This is a genomic window from Vibrio eleionomae (assembly GCF_009874545.1).
Classification (GTDB): Bacteria; Pseudomonadota; Gammaproteobacteria; order Enterobacterales; family Vibrionaceae; genus Vibrio; species Vibrio nitrifigilis.
Window position 1 is genome coordinate 25,266 of the sequence record NZ_WEKT01000046.1, and the last position, 18,983, is coordinate 44,248.

Sequence of the window (18,983 nt, forward strand, 5' to 3'; positions counted from 1 at the left end):
CAGGGGGGCTGTCCCTATCTGTGCTGCTGGTTAGGCGGATTATTTATTCATATACGCGGGGCTCGCTAAACTAACACATTGTTATTATTTGTTTGATAGCGATAAAGGTGTTATTGCACTAGTGTTAGCGGCGTTTCTTGGTTCGCAGCGCTTAAGTTATTGCTAGATAATGTATAGTAACTGGCACTGGCTAACGATAGTGGTTTAGAGAACCAATAGCCTTGTAGATATGAGGCGCCTAATTCACTAAATTTTTGATACATGACACTGTTTTCAATCCCCTCAATCACAATATCAATTCCTTTTTGCACACAAAGATGAATGATAAATTCAAGATATTCATTGAGGGCGAAGTTATGCATGGTTTTGCATGCCATGGTGCGATCGATTTTTATTTGATTGAGTGGTAAATCAAAGAAACTATTGATTGAGCTAAAGCCGGTACCAAAATCATCTAATGATAATCTAAAGCCTAATTCACTGAGTTTCTGTAGCTGGATCAGCGCGTTTTTATTTCCATCTAAAATAACGGTTTCAGTTAATTCTAAAACAATCGATTTTGTCTCTATCCCATACTCTGTTGCGATACGCATGATATGTTCGGGGAAAGAACGATCTAAAAGTTGCAGTACTGAAACGTTAACGTTGACTCGCACCGTTACATGATTTTTATGGTTGTAATGAGTGATAAATTGGCAGGCTTTAGTAAATACTTGATAACCCAATTCATTAATTAAGCCTTTTTTTTCTGCGACGGGAATAAATTCATCTGGATAAATCTCGCCGAACTCTTTTGATTTCCAACGCACTAAAGCTTCAAAACTTGCTACTTTACCTGTTACAGCATCAACAATTGGTTGAAATTTGACGCTTAACGAATGTGAATGTAAGGCTTCTTTTAGACCTCGTTCGACAAAAAAGAAACGATCGACTTTTGATTGGGTTTTCCCTTGATAAATCGCTATCCAAGATTCTTCTTGCTCTGAGGCAAACTGACAAGTACGTGAGGCGATATTAATGATGTCTTCTGGACTGACGTTAAGCTCGAAATTAGGATACACGCCAATACTGATGTTTTCACCGTATAGATGACCATGTCCCTGAATGGCACTTGTGTAATCTGTGTAGATAGAACGGCAAAGAGTGTACAGCTCTTCCTTGCTGTGTTCACCTTTCACGATAATTGCGAAATCATCAGACCGAGCTCGGTAACATTCAACTAAGTCATTTGAATCGACTTGGACCGCCGCGATAACATGGCTAATAAGATGTTCGACGACTTCATTGCCATATTGATTTACGTATGTGCGAATATCATCTATCTGCATATAAATAAGACTGTGTTTTTCAGCTGTATTTTGTGCCAGCTCGATATCGGCTAATAATTTTGCTCGATTGAACATACCGGATGCACTATCGAAATAAGCGGCTTGCTGGAGATAGGATTCAAAAAGCTTTTGTTCTGATACATCGCAATGACGGCCAACAATGAAGAATTCATCACCATCAAATTTCAAAACGGAATGTGTTTCTATCCAAATGTATTGGCGGCTTGTTGTTCTTAAACGGAATTGGATATTACGGATTTTGTTGGGTTCTGGACTGTAGACTTGTCGCTCTATCGCTGCGCTTACACTTTGACGGTCAAGAGGGTGAACGTACTCTAACCACTCATCGACACTAATCGTTTTAGATTTAATGCCAAATTTTTGATAAAACTCGGGATTATAAAACGTTACTTGTAATGCGCTATCCACATGAAATAAACCTTCGGAAAAAATATCTAGCACATGTGGCAGACGTTTTTCGAAAAGCGGATGAAAGTCATTTATGTCTAATATTAATTCTTCGCTTAAAGTCATGGTTACACTACTACAGTCGTATATGTCAGTGGAAGATGGTCACCGTACGTAATTTATTCTGCATTTTTATATAAAACGCTACATCATAATCAAGAGATGTATTTTATGTATATATCAACATTTGCTTATAATAATCAACTTGTTGAGTCAGTTATCCTATCACAATTATCAATATCAAGTGACATATTATTATACCCAAATGACCTCAAGATGCAGGATTCAGAGCTTCATCAACGAGCCTAGGTCAAGCTCAATCACGGCAGGAATGGTCATTCCCTTTTAACGTGATTGGGCGCAGAAATAGGTTTGTTGATGAGCTCCCGAAGGGCGAGTTTTATCCGCTCTTAGGCTGTGTTACTGATTTTCAACGTAGAATGACTATGTCTTCAAATCAGTGCCTTGCCTAAGAGCGAAACCATTCTCGCTGAAACAGCATCTTGAGGTTACTTGGGTATACTTATCCGACGTTTTTTAAAATTATAATTTTTATTATTCAAAATCAGCTGGTTAAAGTTAACCGGTAACAAAAGAGCAGCCTTAAGCTGCTCTTTTGTTTGATGTGTTTGCTTAACGCTCCCAATATGCCTCTTCAAGGCTATCTTCACGCTCTGGCAGAGCTTTAGACAGTCGTGGTGAGTGTTGGGTTAACACTTCATAACTTACGCGGTTTGCGTAACGACATACCTGAGACAAAGATGAATAGGTCAAAAATGGGTGTTGATGCTTGGCTGAGTTAGGAACATTTTTCGCATGATAGCTGTTGGCTGCCATATCGTGTAGCAAAGCAGCGAGTGCACCATCGCCCGCACCATTAGTATTTTTTATTTTAGCCGGGCCACCTAAGTACGGACCGATGTGAGAGTATATCTTCACAGGGGTATCACATACCGATTTTTGCATCGCACGACTAAATTCATATTTGTTAAATTCAGGAATGTTGCCAGGCAATAACGAAGATTCCGTTTCGCGTTTCGCAGCGTCATCGACATAGCCAGCCATATATAAACCGATTGGGCCAGCTGTGCATAAGACTAAATCAACCCACTCAAGCGCCTGATTGGATGCCATAAGTGGATCGTCGTGTCCGGTTAAGGCTAATCCTTCTTCTTCGTTCATAGCCAAAACGGAAACGTTTTCCTTAATGTAGTTTTGCCACCATTCGACATTATTTTCAATAACATATTTCGTTCCAAGGGTTAAAACCACAGGAACATTGTTCTTTTTGGCTAATTTTACAGCACGTTGAACAGCTTGAGGCATAGGATCGCCAGGGTTTCCACGCATCAAATAAGAAGAGAGCAGTAGGGCTGAGGCTTTCTCAAAAATGTGATCTGGGATACTTTCTGGGCGCAATTGATTCATTTGCCCTTGGTTGATGGCAAATGTGCGCTCACCATCCTCAGAAATCAGTGTATAACAGCGTCCTATCGGTCCATCTACGGTTTGAAAGTGGTTCATATTAACGCGTGAAGAAGTGCGGCACAGGTAGCGGTAGGCATAATCACCTACTTCAATGTTTTTGGACATCACGCCGAGTAAGACAGATTTACTGTCAGCAAGTACAGAATAGTTGTGTAATGTATTACCAATTGTGCCACCAGGGTGTTGGTGGGTTATTAATTCCCTGTCGACCAGCTCTTGGTAGAGAGCATCGGCTGTCTGTTCCTCGACAACAAGTGAGTGTCCTTTACTCAATCCGTATTTATTTAGAAATTCGGTGTCGACCTTCGCTTCAATATCAACAAGGGTTTGCCCTATCCCAATAATGGTTGGGTTATACAGTACAGGGGCTTGCTGCATTTGTTTCACGAGAGGATCGCGTTTTTCTGTTGGGAAATAGTGTTTAGATTTACGTTGTCCAGGAAATTTCATGAGGATTCAGCTACAAAAAAATTTCGCGGATAATAGCATAAAATAGGTGAGGTATTGGATTTTTTGATCTATCAATAACGGATTGACACTCTCTGAAATTACATCAGAGAGTGTACGTGTCGACTTTATTTGTTATCAGCTGGGAAAGCATTAAATGCCTTAGTTCCCCATAATGGAACTGTCGATAAACTGTGTTTAAAACTGCCAGAAGTTTCTTTTGTTGAATAAGAAACATACATGAGTGTTTGGTTTTTAGCATCAAATATGCGGCGTATTTTCATTGACTTAAAGAAAATGCTTTTTGATTTTTTGAACACAATTTCACCTGAGTTCGATTTATCAATATCAGCGATCATTTCTGGTGTGATTTCGCCGGTTTGGCGACACGCAATGGATGAATCGGATGGGTCTGATAGGCTAAGGTTTGCTTCAATACTTGCGATATGGCAAGTGACACCTGTCACGATGGGGTCATTTAATGTGTCGATTTTGATATCTTTGGTGGTGAAAAGCCCAAGGCTGACATCACCCACCTCTGAGTTATCACAGCCGTTCAATACTAAAGCGATGATGGCCACACCAAGTATTCTTTTTAACATATTCTTTGATCCATTATTCGTCTGAGCTGTGCCTGACATGAGCGACATTGTACAACAGCTACTAAGTTATCCTATGCTATCAAATCAGTGCACTCGCTAGAAGGTAAACTCTATTTATGCCCTAGAATATGGACGTGATTTAGATTCAAATATCGCTTTTTTGCCTTGTTAATTTTATACCAAACTTACCTCAAGATGCTTTTTCAGTGCGAATGTATTGGCTTTTAGGCACAGCATTGATTTGAAAATTTGGTCATTTGGGGATAAATCAGTACAAATACCTTGTTGCTAGCCGCAATGCTCAGTATGCTCCAGACTCAGATTCTTGTTATTCCACTTAAGTTACAGTTGTTTTACCATCTGTTTCATGCTGATGTTAAAGCTTTCTCAGACTGTTCAGGATAGATGAACCAATATTATGACGACGATGCCTTCTCAACTACTAAACGTGAAAAATCGCTGGTTATGGCAGCAAGTAGAGGTCGATTACCCAACACCTGAAAGTATCAGAGGACGTCAGGTCTATGAATCACTCAGCCAGAAAGCATCAGCTATTCCATTCACTGATTCACCATCGCACCAGCAGAGCCTTCATCCCAACGTGCTTGCCGCTGACTTTCACCGCATGACGATCATGTTTTCTTTGCTGCAAGCGAATCGGGTAACTGCACCGGAAGAAAAAGAAGCACTAGTCGAATTTTTCACGCAAATTATCTATTCAGAACCTTGCACTCTTTATCTCGGATTTTCTCAAGGAGAAGCTGTTGCGGCAGCCCTCTTGACCATCGATGATAATCAGTGGTTAATTTCTGATGTAGTCATGTGTGACAACCAAGAATTCAGTCACAGTGACGTATTTATCAACCAGGTCATTGCCAATCATTCCGCCCAATGTTCGGTTTGTCCCGAACGAGTATGGCTAGAATCTTTTGGTGAAAACGCTTCCCCAGAATTAATGTAATCGGTGCATGGCTTAAGTCACTCTATTTTGTTGTTGATTTAGCTGATTAAGCACCGTTTAGTGACTTGGTTTGAATATATTTACATTGCCCAATAGGCAAGAGATTATTCTGTTAACTCTGTCCTTACTTGATAATCATCTGCGCATACACTGCATTAACCGAAATTTATGATGGTGAAGCCACCGTATGCACAATAATAACAAGCAATGTGTGATTTTTGATTGTGAAGGCACATTAGTAGACAGTGAACGGCTATGTTGTCAGGTGCTTCTTGGTTTGTTCCAAGAATTGGGCGCGGTGCTCACACTTGATGATGTGGTAGAGAGTTTTGATGGTGGTTTGGTTGCTGAACTGCTCAATAGGCTCGTTGAAAAAACCGGTGTTAATGCTGATATCGATTCACTAGAAATAGAATATCGGCATCGAACGCATGAGTTATTTGACCATCAGTTGCGCCCAATGTCTGGTGCTGTCTCCCTACTCGAGCAATTACGTCGTCATCATATTGATGTTTGTGTGGCATCTAACTCACCCAAAGATAAAATTGAATCGCTACTAGAACTGTGTGGTTTGCGTAGCTATTTCGATGATCAAATCTATTCTGCATTTGATGCAAATAGTTGGAAACCTGAACCGGATTTAATTCATTATTGTGCGATGAATATGGGCTATAGTCTCGATCAATGTGTCTATATTGATGATACTTATCAAGGTATTGAAGCTGGGATTAGTGCGGGAGTAGACACGATTCATTTTAAGCCCGCTATTAAACAAGTATCACCGATAGAACATTTATCGTTGGTGAAACAACCCGCTCAGTTCAGTGATGTTGAAAGTGATAAAGTTGCAGCAGAGCGTATTGAAGCTCATGATTTTCTGGATAGTAAAGTTGTGGCAGTCATGCATAAATTAAGTGAAGTTGAACAATATTTAAGTATTTAAATTTGGTTTGATTGTCATTTGGGTATTAAACATTTATCACGTTAAGGAAGTCAGCTAAAATTATGTGATGATTTCCTTTGGAGGTAGGTAATGAACCCCCAAGATTTTTGCATCGTACTAACAACGACGCAGCGTGCGGAAAACGCACAAGAATTGATTCAAAGTTTGCTGGATAAAAAGTTGGCTGCATGCATTCAAACCATGCCTATTGAGAGCCATTATGTGTGGCAGGGTGAAATCTGCCACGACAATGAGATATTAATGGTGATCAAAACTCAGCGCGAATGTTACGTGGATGTAGAGCAAGCTATTACGGCACAACATGATTACGATGTACCGCAAATTATTCAAGTTCCTTTTACTGAAGGCTTCCACCCTTATTTAGCGTGGATTAAACAAAACACCCAAGCTCATTAGCCCTATTTAAAACGTGCTGAGTTGGCACCACATTGCCAACTCAGCAGAATGAGTGCAGCGATAGCGCCAAGGGTATCGCACAACATGTCTTTTTGAGCATCCCAAATATCACCTTGCGAACCTAAAAATGCCGCACCATCTTCCCCGCCAGCAAGCGAAGCGTACCACCATTCGATGATTTCATAGCTTGCAGCAAGGCTCATAATTGCGAACAGAGCAAAGACTCTTGCTAACCATGTGTGGGCGAGTTTACGACGAATCACAAACTCAGCAATAGGATAGGCGTAAAGGCCGATAGCAAAGTGCGCCACACGATCAAAATTATTCCGTGATGAACCAATCATGTGATTAAACCAATCGAAAGGAACATTGGCGAAGGTATATCGTGCCCCTATTGTATGCAGGGCTATCCAAATAAACATTAATACATAAGCTGTTTTGCTGAAGGGCATATAGAGTGACACACACCAGATCATGGCGAGAATAAGCACGACAGGAATAATTTCAGCAATCCAAACGGAACGAGAGGTAGGGGCAACAGCCGAAAAGACAAAAAGCAAGGCGTAAATTAATGTTAACCACGTTAGATGACGAGGAACGGTCATGAGTATGTATCCTTATACTTTGAGGTTACCGAGGGAAAAACGTTAACTCTCTAAAAATATTAGTCATTTTTTACGTACAATTATCTACCTTGTTCTATTCTTATTGCTAGAGCCGTGTCATACCTCAGTTAACAGTTTGATGCCGCGTTGTTTATCGCTTAGATGTATCGATAAATAGGCTTGGGACTGCTTCGTGCTTTTGAGGGGAAATATTGATGCTACTCGACATCAGTAAATGGACTCTAGGTCAAAATCCTGTTATTTCTCCATCTACGTCTATCGACAAAGAGCAGGGAATGGATTTGAATGGTACGACGAAACTTGCAGTGGATGCGCTATGTTAGAAACTCAACACCTCACAAAAACGTTCCAAACAGAAATGGAAAATCCGCTTGTTTGGCCTATTTTTGAAGTATTGAAGCACCAATCATCCGGATGGAAAGTGCACACGTTAGCTTCCCATCTTGGCGAATTAGGATTTATGCCGAACTTGGATGATGCACCTGAGAAGGATTTGTTCAAACGTAACTTCCTCATGATGAATGCGCTGTATCAGCTCCAAGATACTTTGTACCCAGAAAAGTGGTTACAAGTAGAAGCGATGAACATTGTGCTTAGTCCAATGTTTCGTAGTGACATGCACTATATTGATACTGATGATCCACTCCGTGATTATTATATGGAATGGTCAAATTATGAGGCGAGCGAAGGTGAAGTTAGACGCCTACTGAATGAATTTTGGACTCGCTATCGTAAGTTTGTCGGTGGAGATGAAACCGAGCACAAGAATTTAAATCGACTACAAGCGTTGCGTTTGTTTGAATTGGATGAGTCAGCAACATGGAGTGATATTCGTAAAACATGGCGCAAGCTTGCTTTACGTTGGCATCCAGACAGAGAAAATGGCAACTCAGATAAATTTAGAATCTTATGTGAGGCGTGGCACGTGCTGCGTTGTGACCATTAAATGCGAGATATTTTCGCGCTAGTTTAAAGCTTAATTAAAAAAAGGAGAGCAATGTTATTGCTCTCCTTTTTTTAATTAAGCTTTAAACTGCGATTGGCGCATGCGATTGAGTGTCGCTAAAATATCCAAACGGCGTGGACGAGCTAAATCGCCATGCTTAGGCAGGTTTTCATGCCAATGACTATTGAGTAAGTGGTCAAACTCCTGAATGATATTTGATGACCAACTCGGTTGTTGTGCAAACAGAAACCATAACCAACCAATAGCGTGTACTTCGCTAGCCGATTCTAATTGTTCTAAAGCGCTAATATCGATAGTTTCTTTACCAAAGCGTAATGCTTCTTTCCCCTTTGGCGTGACGCGAAATTTTCCGTCGGCCAGAATTTTTTGTAAAGAGCCCCGGTTAAATTGGCGCGGTTTGAAACTTGCGAGTGGTGTTTCACACTCATTAGTGCGTTCACTCGGATATTGTTGCATTATCGCTTGTGCTTTTTCTGTCACATCAACGGGTTGGTAGTCGTGCATTTGAATGACTGTATCTGCAACGTCAAGATAATCGCCAGATCCGCCCATGACGATTAATGTTGAGATATTTAATTGATCGCGCAACTGGCCAATTCGGTCAACGAGCGGAGTGATGGGCTCGTCATTTTTGGCGACTAAAGCCTGCATTCGTTCATCACGGATCATGAAGTTAGTCGCTGATGTGTCTTCATCGATCAGCAACGTTGAAGCGCCACCTTCGATCGATTCTTGTAACCAAGCAGCTTGGGAAGTGGAGCCCGAAGCATCCTGAGTACTAAAGTCTTCAGTTGCTTTTCCCATTGGTAAGTGGTTGATGTAATTTGACAAGTTTAGGTTATGTACACAACGACCATCTTCTGCTCGGATCTTCATCGCGTTTTGGTCAGTTACGATGTATTCACGCCCATCGCCGGAAATATGATCGTAAATGGATCGTTCAACTGCGGTTAAAAGCGTTGATTTACCATGAAAGCCACCACCAACAATGAGGGTAATCCCTTTCTTGATACCTAAGCCGCGAACATTGCCCTTATTTGGTGCTGTTAACGTCACCGCCAATGATTCAGGAGCACTAAAAGCGATAGCATCTTGCATGGGTAAGTCACTATTACCAGCAAGACGAGGCAGAATGCTTCCGTCTGCAACAAAAGCCACTAAGCCCTGCTCAGATAACTGAGATCGTAAGCTCTGTTGGTCTTCAATGACTTCGCAATGATGTTTGAGCGCGTCAATATCAAGTTCTCGAGCGATGGTCGCACGACGAATGAATTTCGGTAGATGAAACGTTAATAGATTCAGGGCCTTTTTAGCTAAAATATTGCGGCCTTCAGCAGGAAGATCAACTCGAAAACGTAGTTCAATGCCTTCTTCGGTAAATAGTACGGAAGTTGAGTCGAGAACGGTTTGTCCCGTCAGTGCGATAGATACCGCTGTTTCATGACGAGCAAACTCAGCAAAACTACGAGCGATGAAATCTCGGGCTGCAATCTGATACGCAGGTGAGGAATCGAGTAACCACTGGAGCCCAGTTAAAGACCACGCGCGAAATGCTCGTAGTCGCGATGCCGGAGCATGTGAGTCGGCCTGTGTATGATCGATATACAGAGTGAAGTCTCCAAAATCATATTGGCCTTTAATCTGTTGGTAAGCGCGATAATTCTGCTTTTCGAGTTTCTTCAGGCGCGATGTTAATTGTTCCATCGTATTGCTGCTCGTCTTTGAATGTCTATAAAGGGGGTGGATTATAAAAACCGACTTAGTGAGAGTAAAGGTATATTGAACGTGAAGAAGAAAGTTACCTTGTATTCAAGGTTAACTATAGAACATGGTACAGTAGCCTCAAGATGTCAGTTGTAAAGACAACGAAAGGTTAAGCTCAATATCCACAGCAATGGCCAATTTCTTAAATCTCATTGGATGTTTATTCACTCAATGAAGAAAGCCTGAGTAAACTCAGGCTTTTAACACAGTTGCTCATTGCTTTTTGGGGTGTAATTTACAGTGTAATTTATGCCCATTCGTTATCTTTTTTGTAGATGCTCAGATCGACATCTTGTGCATAGTCAACGTTATCGAAGCCAAACCCGTTGAGGTGCATAAACTCTTGTTTGAAACCTGCATAGTCACCAATTTGGGCAAAATTCGCTTCATTCATTTGTGCTAGTAGGGTATTGACCGCTGTTTGAGTTTGCTCACTTAATTCATGATCATCCATACGAATCAACCGTTCACCATCGACAGGTACTGTGTCTAAGAACAGTTTTTCACTGAATAAACGTTGCATCTGTTGGATACCTGTTTCGTGCGTGCCTTCAGCTTTCATGACTTTATATAATGCAGTCATGTATGGGCTCAAACCAGGAATAACCATACTTGCTTTGGTGACGATAGCTTTACACACAGTGGCAAAGGCCCCACCGTCGTAATTTGCTAGTTTCAAATTAAGTGCATGACTGGTTTGGTGTAGGTCAATTTTCGCTTGGCCTAATGTTCCATCTAGATAGATTGGGTGCGTAATTTCTGGGCCCATGTATGAAAAAGCAATGGTTTTACAGCCTTGGGCAATGGAATCGACATTAATAAGTGCATCAATCCAGTTTTCCCAATCTTCACCACCCATGACTTTGATGGTGCTACTTAGCTCTTCATTTGTGGCTGGCTCGAGTTGCAAATTGCTCCAAGCGTCATTCTCGAGAACGACGGTTGAACCCGCGACAGCATCGCCAATTGGTTTGATGTATGAACGCCAAAACTTCTCATTATCTGGTTGGCGGCGTTTACTGCTCGCAATACTATAGATAATAAGGTCTACTTCTCCTTCGAAGTAGGTTTCAATGGCTTCAATAACTTGATCTTTCATGTCTTGAGAAAAAACATCACCTTGCAAGTTAACCGCAATACGTCCAGCTTTTTCTGCTTGTTGCTTAAAGTAAAAATTATTGTAAAAACCAGCACTTCCGCTTTGGGATTCCGTTGGATTTCTTTCTAATGAAACGCCAATTGTATCTGCTTCGGCGCCACCGAAGGTTAGCGCAATTCGAGCCGCAAGCCCGTAACCAGAAGATGCACCCAAGATCAGAACTCGTTTCGGTCCTTTAGTGATCGGTTTTGCCGTTTTCACGTATTCAATTTGTTGTAAGACTGCTTGCTCACAACCTAATGGGTGTGCGGTTTTTGCCACAACACTCTTAATAACGGGTTCTATGTGCATTATTGTCACCATCGTGTTGAGAAGAATGGACAAGAATACATGAGCAATAGCGGGGATTTATTGAGCTAGACCATTAAAAGTGTCGATTATTGACAAATTATTGCGGCGGTTAGTGTGGGTAAGCGAGTGTGTATAAAACGTTAAATTTAATCGGTGGTTATATACCCAAATGAGTTCAAACCCACAGAATTGAGCAGCTTGAGTTCATTTAGGTATATGCTTGTTAGAGATAGGGCAATAATGATTGTGCCATAAAGTTAGCGATCCACGGCTGAGCTTTTGGTCTTGGGTGTAATCCATCTTCAAATATCCAATCTTGGCGAGTAATGATACTCGCTAAGAAAAAGGGGATGACGGGCGTGTTTGTTGCGTTAGCGACATCGGAAAACACATTGGCGAAAGCTTGGGTATAGCGTTTGCCATAATTGGGTGGCATACGGATTTGCATTAGAATAGCTTTGCTATTGGATTGTTTTATCTGAGTGATAATTTGGTTGAGATTGGATTCCAAGACTTGTGTCGGAAAACCTCGCAAACCGTCGTTCGCACCGAGTTCTATTAATACGATATCAGGATGATGTTGTTGGAGTAGACCCGGTAAACGAGCCAGTCCGTTACCTGATGTATCGCCAGAGATCGCTGCGTTAACAATGGTAACATTTTTACCTTTTTCTTTAAGTTTGCTACTGAGTAAACTGGGCCAAGCTTGTTCAATTGGCATTCGGTAACCCGCGCTGAGACTATCACCAAGAATCATTAAAGTCTGGCTCATGGCGCTAGTGGAACACATCAAAAGAAACAGCAAGGAAAGAAGTTTAATCATGCAATCATCCATTATTTCTGCAAATTCTGTATCTAAAACAGTCTCCACCAAACAAGAACATTTAACAATCCTCAAAGATGTAAATATTTCTATAGAACCTGGACAAAGTGTTGCTATCGTTGGTACCTCGGGGGCTGGCAAGTCAACGTTGATGACATTACTCGCTGGCTTGGATACTCCCAGCTCAGGCGATATTACGATTCTTGGCCAATCGCTTTCTACCATGACTGATGAACAACGTGCAGCAATTCGGGCCGATTCGGTTGGCTTTGTATTCCAGAGTTTCCTGTTAATTCCTAGTCTGACCGCGATAGAAAATGTAACTTTACCTTGTTTACTCAAAGGAGAAAGAGAAAATGTGACTCGGGCAAAAGCGTTATTGGAATCCGTTGGGCTTGGTCATCGGATCGATCACACACCCGAGCAACTGTCTGGTGGCGAGCAACAGCGCGTTGCTTTAGCCCGGGCATTTATGATTCAACCCAAAATTTTGTTTGCTGATGAGCCTACGGGGAACCTCGACCAAGAAACCGCAAAAACGATTGTTGATCTTTTGTTTGATTTGAACCAACAACACGGCACCACGTTAGTACTTGTCACTCATGATCCTGCATTAGCCGAGCGATGCCAACGGCGCTTTTACATGCATAGCGGAGAGTTGGAGGAACAGTCATGAGCCGTCATTTAACCGGTTTGCAGATGAATGGACGTCTATTCCATTGGAGCGTCATGGAAATTCGTCAAGGAAAGCTTTGGCCTGTGGTTTTGGCGTTAACACTCATTATTGCTTGTGTTTTTGCGTTGACGGCTTTGGCTGCAAGAATGGAGCAGGTGATTGTAAAACAGGGAAAAGATGCGCTAACAGCGGATACGGTTTTTGTCTCTGCGAATCCGATTCCCCCACAGGTGTTGAAACAAAGTAATGCAGATCAGTTGGTCACCGCGCAGATGATTCGCTTTGGCACGATGGCATTTAGTGATGATAATAAAATGCAGTTAATTTCGGTCAAAGCGGTGGATGAACGTTATCCATTGCGCGGAGAATTGCGCCTAAAAACGGATAGTTTAGTGCAGCACCACGTACGTCCAGGAGAGCTTTGGCTTGATGAGAGAATTTTAGCTCAGCTTAATGTCAAAGTAGGGGACCACTTAGCCATTGGCGATGCTGATTTCACGATTAACGGGGTAATAGAGCAAGAGCCGGGTCTGAGTTTTAATCCGTTTCAGCAAATGCCCAGTGCGTTTATTAGCCGTGAAGATGTCGCTAAAACAGGTGCAGTGCAGACAGGAAGTCGGGTGCAATATCAGTTGTTTATCAATGGTAATGAACAATCGATTGAAAAACTTAAAAAGAGTGTTGTGCTAAGCCCTAGTGATAAATGGCGTGACAAAAACAGCGCGAGTCGTACATCGGATGTGTTTGACCGCACCGAACAATATCTTTCTTTAACCGTTGCTATTGTCATTATGATGGCCGCGACTACGTTAGTGTTGACCTGCCAGCATTATGTTTCGAGCCGCAGACAAACGATAGCAATGCTTAAAAGCTTGGGAGCGAGAAAAACGTGGATTATTCGTTGGTTGGCAATCCAATTGATGATCTTATTTATCTCTGCATCAGCGTTAGGCTTATTAGTAGGCGTTGGTCTGGAATATCTGTTGCGCTTGCCTTTAAAAGATATGTTGCCAACCCCATTGCCTGGTTACGGCCGGACACCCTGTTATACCGCATTAGTTACTTGTTTCTTGATTGCTGTTCCAGCATTAGGGATTCCATTTCATCAACTACTGAATATTAGTGCTTCCAGTGTTATGGGGCAGGGCTCTCTAGAAGTCAAACAACGCAAAATCTGGCTGTTACTACTGGTGCCGATAATACCGTTGCTAACGGTCTATTTTGATAATGTGTTGGTATGGATGATTTTCGTTGGTATTTGCGTTCTGTTTGTTGTTTTGGGCGGTGTGAGCTTATTGATAACACATCTTTTGAGCAAAGTTGCCATTCATCCAACATTAACATTGGCCTTGAGTCGAATTAACCGTTCTGGAAAGGCATCAAGCCTTCAATTTGGAGCGCTGGCCTTATCTTTAATGTTGTTAGCTGTCATGTGGTTGGTTCGCACTGATTTACTGAGCGATTGGAGTAAAACAATACCGCCGGATGCGCCGAACGCATTTGCTTTGAATATTGCACCGTATGAAAAACAATCTTATCTGGATGCGCTGGATAAAGCGGGTGTAGAGCGTTCCCCCGCCTATCCAATCACTCGGGGACGACTCACTGAAATTAACGGTATCGATGCTAAATCGCGAGCGGAAGGTCGTGAGGGGCATGATGCGCTGCGGCGTGAGATTAATTTTACATGGAGTTCAGTATTACCTGATTACAACGACGTTATTGCAGGTAAGTGGACCCCCCATGCTGGCGTTTCGGTTGAGCAAGACTTAGCGGAGGATTTGGGGATACAAATTGGTGACACGTTAACGTTTGTTATTAATAGCCAGACGTTATCCGCTCAAGTTAATACCATTCGTCACGTAGAGTGGCGACAGATGAAACCTAACTTTTATTTTATTTTCAGTCCGGATGTCATGGCGAATATGCCTGCTACTTGGTTAGTCAGTTTTCGATTAACTCAACATCATGAGTCGTTATTGGTTCAGTTATCTCGAGCGCACCCGACTGTGAGTGTCCTTGATATCAGGACGATGGGGGCCAAGATTGAGTCTCTGTTACGCCAGATTGTCTGGTCTATTACTGTGCTCGCTGCTTTGGGCGTGGTCGCTGGATTATTGCTTATCTTTACGTTGTTGCGGTTAAGTTTAAGTCAGCGTCAAAACGAGATTCGTTTATATAGGACATTGGGAGCAAGTCGTCGAAGAGTTGCCAATACCATTTGGTTGGAATATGGCATCATGGCTCTTGTCGGTGGTATTGTTGCAAGTGCGGGCGCTGAGCTAGTGGTGGGCCTGATGATGAAGTATGGATTTAACCTCACTCCAACGTTTCACGTCATGCTGTGGATAGCTCTTCCTGTGGTGACTTTTGCCATATTAGCTGTGGTGATCAGCAGTTTAATTCGTCGTTTGTTGGTTCCAATAAATAAAGCGTTTAGCTAAGGTTGCAGGGGAAAACTTGCTTAGTTATCCACAAAATCAGTGGATAAAGTTTTGGATAACTTTAGCTGTTGATAACTCATGATCTGCCGCTAGCCATTGTACCACCTCAGGAGGGCGTAAATTCGTTATGCACAAAAGGCGAAATCGAACGATCTGGAAGATCTCAGTCAAGCTTTTTTTTTGCAAATTTTGCCTTGAAAATTTAGTATTCGTGTATATGCCTATGTATAAATTTCGTGCTGAAACTTGTTGCTTGAATTTGCTCACGCTTTCAGTAACAGTAAGCACTACGGAGTGTGAATAAAACCGCGTAAAAGTTGTGATTTTTTTCACTGTGAGCAAGGATTACAATAGCGGGAGATAATGATGAGTAGAGAGATAATGTCTAACAAAAACCCGCAAGCCGTCAAACCTCTTATCGCTGTGATCGGTGGGGGAGTCGCTGGTGCTACCGCAGCAGTACACCTCGGAGAGCTTGGACAACAGGTATTACTGGTTGAAAAAGGACCAGGCTTAGTGAATGGCCCACCTATTTGTCATTTGCATGCTGGTGGCAACTTGTACCGGGAAATTTCTGAGCAGCAGTGTATTGAATTATTGCGTCAGTCTTTAGAAACCATTCGTCTGTATCCTCATACGCTAAACAAACGTCCTACTGTTATTGCTGTCCCGCATTCTGATCCTGGACAACCACAAGATATTGTTCCTCGCTTAGAGGTGATTCGTAGCGCTTATCAGCAACTGGTGGATGAGGATGCTCGGAATAAGTTGTTAGGGGAACCAGACCAGTATTTTTGTACCTATCAACGTGAAGAATTAGAAGCGATTGCAAATAAGACTCAGCCGATTAATCCACAGACACTGGAAGATTGGCTAATTCCTGTTGTGCAAAATGTGGATCTGGATGCAATAAAATACCCTCTAATCGCAGTGCAAGAGTATGGTTGGAGCGTTTTTCGTTTAGGTGCCAGTGCTGAATTAGCCCTAGCCAGAATGCCAAATTGCGATGTTCGGTTGAGTACAACAGTCATTGATATGCAATATGTCGACGGTAAATGGTTGATCAGCTTATTGAATCACAGTGGTGAAACTGTGGTGATCAGCGCTGACTATGTTATTAATGCGTGTGGTTACCAAACGGGGTCGATTGATGACATGGCCAAACATTATCGCCATCGTCTGGTGGAGTTTAAAGCCGCCTATGTGACTCATTGGCAAGATTGTTGCCAATCATGGCCTGAAGTGATTTTCCATGGTCCTCGAGGCACTCCTCAAGGCATGGCACAGTTAACACCGTATGCAGATGGTGTATTTCAGCTGCATGGCATGACGGAAGGCATCACGTTATTTAAAGATGGTTTGGTGTCCTCTGATTTACGCTCAGCTCAGCCTAAGCTACCAAGTTATCTAGCCGCTAAATTGAATCAGGGATGGTCGTTAGATGCGCAAATAGAACGGACAGGCAGAGCCATAGATCATATGAGTCAGTTTGTGCCGTCATTTGTCACTGCCGATATTGCAGGTAAGCCATTATTTGGTGCTCAGCAAATACCCGGTGAAGATGCAACATTGCGAGCGGCGGATGTGAGTTTTGAAGATGATCACTATGCCCGGATCGAGATCGTAAAAGGTTCATCCGCATTAGAAGCAATACAAAAGATAGTCGCCACTTGGCAATTGGCTGATGTTGATCAGCATTCGATTGAACTTAATCATCCGATTAGTTTGTCACTGACCGCGCAGCAGGTGGAGGAAAAAGCACTGCAAATGGCGGATGACCGTGGTTATCCACAGGCATTGGCTAAAGTGCTGGGGATGCCTTGATACCCCAACAAAATGATATATACCCAAATGACCTCAAGATGCAGGATTCAGAGCTTCATCAACGAGCCTAGGTCAAGCTCAATCACGGCAGGAGTGGTCATTCCCTTTTAACGTGATTGGGCGTAGAAATAGGTTTGTTGATGAGCTCCCAAAGGGCGAGTTGTATTCGCTCCTAGGCGGTGTTACTGATTTTCAACGTAGAATGACTATGTCTTCAAATCAGTGCCTTGCCTAAGAGCGAATTTGTTGATGAGCTCCCAAAGGGCGAGTTGTATTCGCTCCTAGGCGGTGTTACTGATTTTCAACGTAGAATGACTATGTCTTCAAATCAGTGCCTTGCCTAAGAGCGAATACATTCTCGCTGAAACAGCATCTTGAGGTTACTTGGGTATAGCTGTGAGTATGAGTTAAGTTTGAAAAGCGCCATGAAATAGTGGCGCTTTTTGTTGCTACTAACCTGAATCTTGTTCCCATAATTGTGTTAGACCTATGTGAAGCTGTGACCTTCTGCTCAAGGAGAAAGTAATGGAATAGCGAATCAAGGTCAGTATCCTGTAAAAGTAACGGTAGGCATGACGTTAACCGCGTGATTTTCAAGATTTTAGTCGCTACAATCGACCTAACGTCAAAGGAGGCTAGGAATGAAGGTATTAGTAACCGGCGGTATGGGCTATATTGGCAGCCATACTTGTATTCAAATGATCTCAGCAGGTATGACGCCTGTGATCATCGATAACCTATATAACAGCAAACCGACGGTGTTAGATCGTATCGAAGCTGTTTCGGGGCAGCGCCCAGTCTTCGTTAATGGTGATGTTCGTGATAAAGCATTACTCGTTGATGTGATGACGTCTCATAAGGTCGATGCGGTGATTCACTTCGCTGGGTTAAAAGCGGTCGGTGAATCGGTGCAAAAGCCGCTGGAGTATTACGACAATAACGTGAATGGCACATTGGTTTTGGTTGATGCGATGCGCGAAGCGGGCGTTAAATCTATTGTATTTAGCTCTTCAGCAACCGTATATGGTGATCCCGCAAGTGTGCCAATTCGCGAAGATTTTCCAACGAGTGCAACCAACCCTTATGGTCGAAGCAAGTTGATGGTTGAAGAATGTCTGACTGATTTTCAAAAAGCGAATCCAGACTGGAGCATTACGTTACTGCGCTATTTCAATCCTGTTGGCTCACATCCGTCAGGCCAATTAGGCGAAGATCCGCAAGGGATTCCAAATAACTTGATGCCTTTTGTATCTCAAGTTGCCGTAGGTCGTCGCGAATTCTTATCCGTGTTCGGCTCTGATTATCCGACTAAAGATGGTACGGGTGTCCGTGATTATATCCATGTTATGGATTTAGCTGATGGTCATATTGCAGCACTAAAAAATGTTGGTACCAAAGACGGACTGCATATTTATAACCTAGGTACTGGTATTGGATATAGCGTGTTGGATATGGTGAAAGCATTTGAAAAAGCATGTGGTACAACCATTCCTTATAAATTAGTTGACCGTCGCCCTGGTGATATTGCTGAATGCTGGGCAGATCCTGCGAAGGCCAAACAAGACCTTGGGTGGACTGCAACGCGCTCTCTTGATGAAATGACTCAAGATACATGGCGTTGGCAATCGGAAAATCCACAAGGTTATCCTGAGGTATAAATAGTTAAAAAGAGCCGCATTTTACATGCGGCTCTTTTATAAATAAAAATGATAATATATTTTAATTTTCAATAGATTGAAATGAACTATTATAAGG

General features: G+C 42.4%; 16 protein-coding genes. 9 read left to right on the top strand and 7 right to left on the bottom strand.

The annotated features are described in order from the left end of the window. Positions 1-110: 110 nt before the first annotated feature. The 3 genes from F9817_RS18415 to F9817_RS18425 form a co-directional block, all read right to left on the bottom strand. On the bottom strand, positions 111-1,862 hold the full coding sequence (locus F9817_RS18415; RefSeq protein ID WP_161157635.1) for a sensor domain-containing protein: 1,752 nt from the start codon (positions 1,860-1,862) through the stop codon (positions 111-113). Between the two features lie 567 nt (positions 1,863-2,429). Beyond that, positions 2,430-3,734, bottom strand: a complete 1,305-nt coding sequence (locus F9817_RS18420; protein WP_161157636.1) for an inosine/guanosine kinase — start codon at positions 3,732-3,734, stop codon at positions 2,430-2,432. 125 nt (positions 3,735-3,859) lie between these two features. Continuing rightward, on the bottom strand, positions 3,860-4,333 hold the full coding sequence (locus F9817_RS18425; protein WP_161157637.1) for a CreA family protein: 474 nt from the start codon (positions 4,331-4,333) through the stop codon (positions 3,860-3,862). A 418-nt stretch (positions 4,334-4,751) separates the two neighbouring features. Between F9817_RS18425 and F9817_RS18430 the strand changes: the two genes are divergently transcribed. The 3 genes from F9817_RS18430 (at position 4,752) to cutA (ending at position 6,654) form a co-directional block, all read left to right on the top strand. Beyond that, positions 4,752-5,294: a hypothetical protein gene (locus F9817_RS18430; protein ID WP_161157638.1), complete on the top strand. Its 543-nt coding sequence runs from the start codon at positions 4,752-4,754 to the stop codon at positions 5,292-5,294. Between the two features lie 187 nt (positions 5,295-5,481). Further along, the gene (locus F9817_RS18435) at positions 5,482-6,237 is read left to right on the top strand and encodes an HAD-IA family hydrolase (protein ID WP_161157639.1); all 756 of its coding nucleotides are present in this window, start codon (positions 5,482-5,484) and stop codon (positions 6,235-6,237) included. Positions 6,238-6,327: 90 nt separating this feature from the next. Then, complete coding sequence (cutA, locus tag F9817_RS18440; protein ID WP_161157640.1) at positions 6,328-6,654, top strand: divalent-cation tolerance protein CutA; 327 nt, start codon at positions 6,328-6,330, stop codon at positions 6,652-6,654. Positions 6,655-6,656: 2 nt separating this feature from the next. Here the strand turns inward: cutA and F9817_RS18445 are convergent, their stop codons facing one another. After that, positions 6,657-7,259 (bottom strand): DUF2238 domain-containing protein, encoded by a 603-nt coding sequence (locus F9817_RS18445; RefSeq protein ID WP_161157641.1) that lies wholly within the window; start codon positions 7,257-7,259, stop codon positions 6,657-6,659. A 215-nt stretch (positions 7,260-7,474) separates the two neighbouring features. Here F9817_RS18445 and F9817_RS24330 point away from each other — a divergent pair, with 215 nt between their 5' ends. Then, positions 7,475-7,603 carry a hypothetical protein gene (locus F9817_RS24330; protein ID WP_268982069.1) on the top strand — a complete coding sequence of 43 codons (129 nt, stop codon included), beginning with the start codon at positions 7,475-7,477 and terminating at the stop codon, positions 7,601-7,603. Next, complete coding sequence (locus F9817_RS18450) at positions 7,597-8,226, top strand: DNA-J related domain-containing protein (protein WP_161157642.1); 630 nt, start codon at positions 7,597-7,599, stop codon at positions 8,224-8,226. The genes F9817_RS24330 and F9817_RS18450 overlap by 7 nt, the downstream gene beginning before the upstream one ends. A gap of 75 nt (positions 8,227-8,301) precedes the next feature. Here the strand turns inward: F9817_RS18450 and F9817_RS18455 are convergent, their stop codons facing one another. From F9817_RS18455 to F9817_RS18465, 3 genes are all read right to left on the bottom strand, one after another. Beyond that, positions 8,302-9,951 carry an ABC-ATPase domain-containing protein gene (locus F9817_RS18455; protein ID WP_161157643.1) on the bottom strand — a complete coding sequence of 550 codons (1,650 nt, stop codon included), beginning with the start codon at positions 9,949-9,951 and terminating at the stop codon, positions 8,302-8,304. Positions 9,952-10,258: 307 nt separating this feature from the next. Continuing rightward, entirely contained in the window at positions 10,259-11,461 is a 1,203-nt protein-coding gene (fabV, locus tag F9817_RS18460) for an enoyl-ACP reductase FabV (protein WP_161157644.1), read from the bottom strand. A gap of 223 nt (positions 11,462-11,684) precedes the next feature. Further along, entirely contained in the window at positions 11,685-12,284 is a 600-nt protein-coding gene (locus F9817_RS18465) for an arylesterase (protein WP_161157645.1), read from the bottom strand. On the opposite strand from F9817_RS18465, the gene F9817_RS18470 reads away from it, so the two are divergent. The 4 genes from F9817_RS18470 (at position 12,283) to galE (ending at position 18,886) form a co-directional block, all read left to right on the top strand. After that, a complete protein-coding gene (locus tag F9817_RS18470) occupies positions 12,283-12,960 on the top strand; it encodes an ABC transporter ATP-binding protein (protein ID WP_161157646.1) in 678 nt (225 codons plus the stop codon). The genes F9817_RS18465 and F9817_RS18470 overlap by 2 nt on opposite strands. After that, positions 12,957-15,404, top strand: coding sequence for an ABC transporter permease (locus F9817_RS18475; RefSeq protein ID WP_161157647.1), 2,448 nt, complete (start codon positions 12,957-12,959; stop codon positions 15,402-15,404). The genes F9817_RS18470 and F9817_RS18475 overlap by 4 nt, the downstream gene beginning before the upstream one ends. Positions 15,405-15,785: 381 nt before the next feature. Continuing rightward, entirely contained in the window at positions 15,786-17,228 is a 1,443-nt protein-coding gene (locus F9817_RS18480; protein WP_161157648.1) for an FAD-dependent oxidoreductase, read from the top strand. Positions 17,229-17,869: 641 nt separating this feature from the next. Beyond that, on the top strand, positions 17,870-18,886 hold the full coding sequence (gene galE / locus F9817_RS18485; RefSeq protein ID WP_161157649.1) for a UDP-glucose 4-epimerase GalE: 1,017 nt from the start codon (positions 17,870-17,872) through the stop codon (positions 18,884-18,886). The last annotated feature ends 97 nt before the right edge of the window (positions 18,887-18,983 follow it).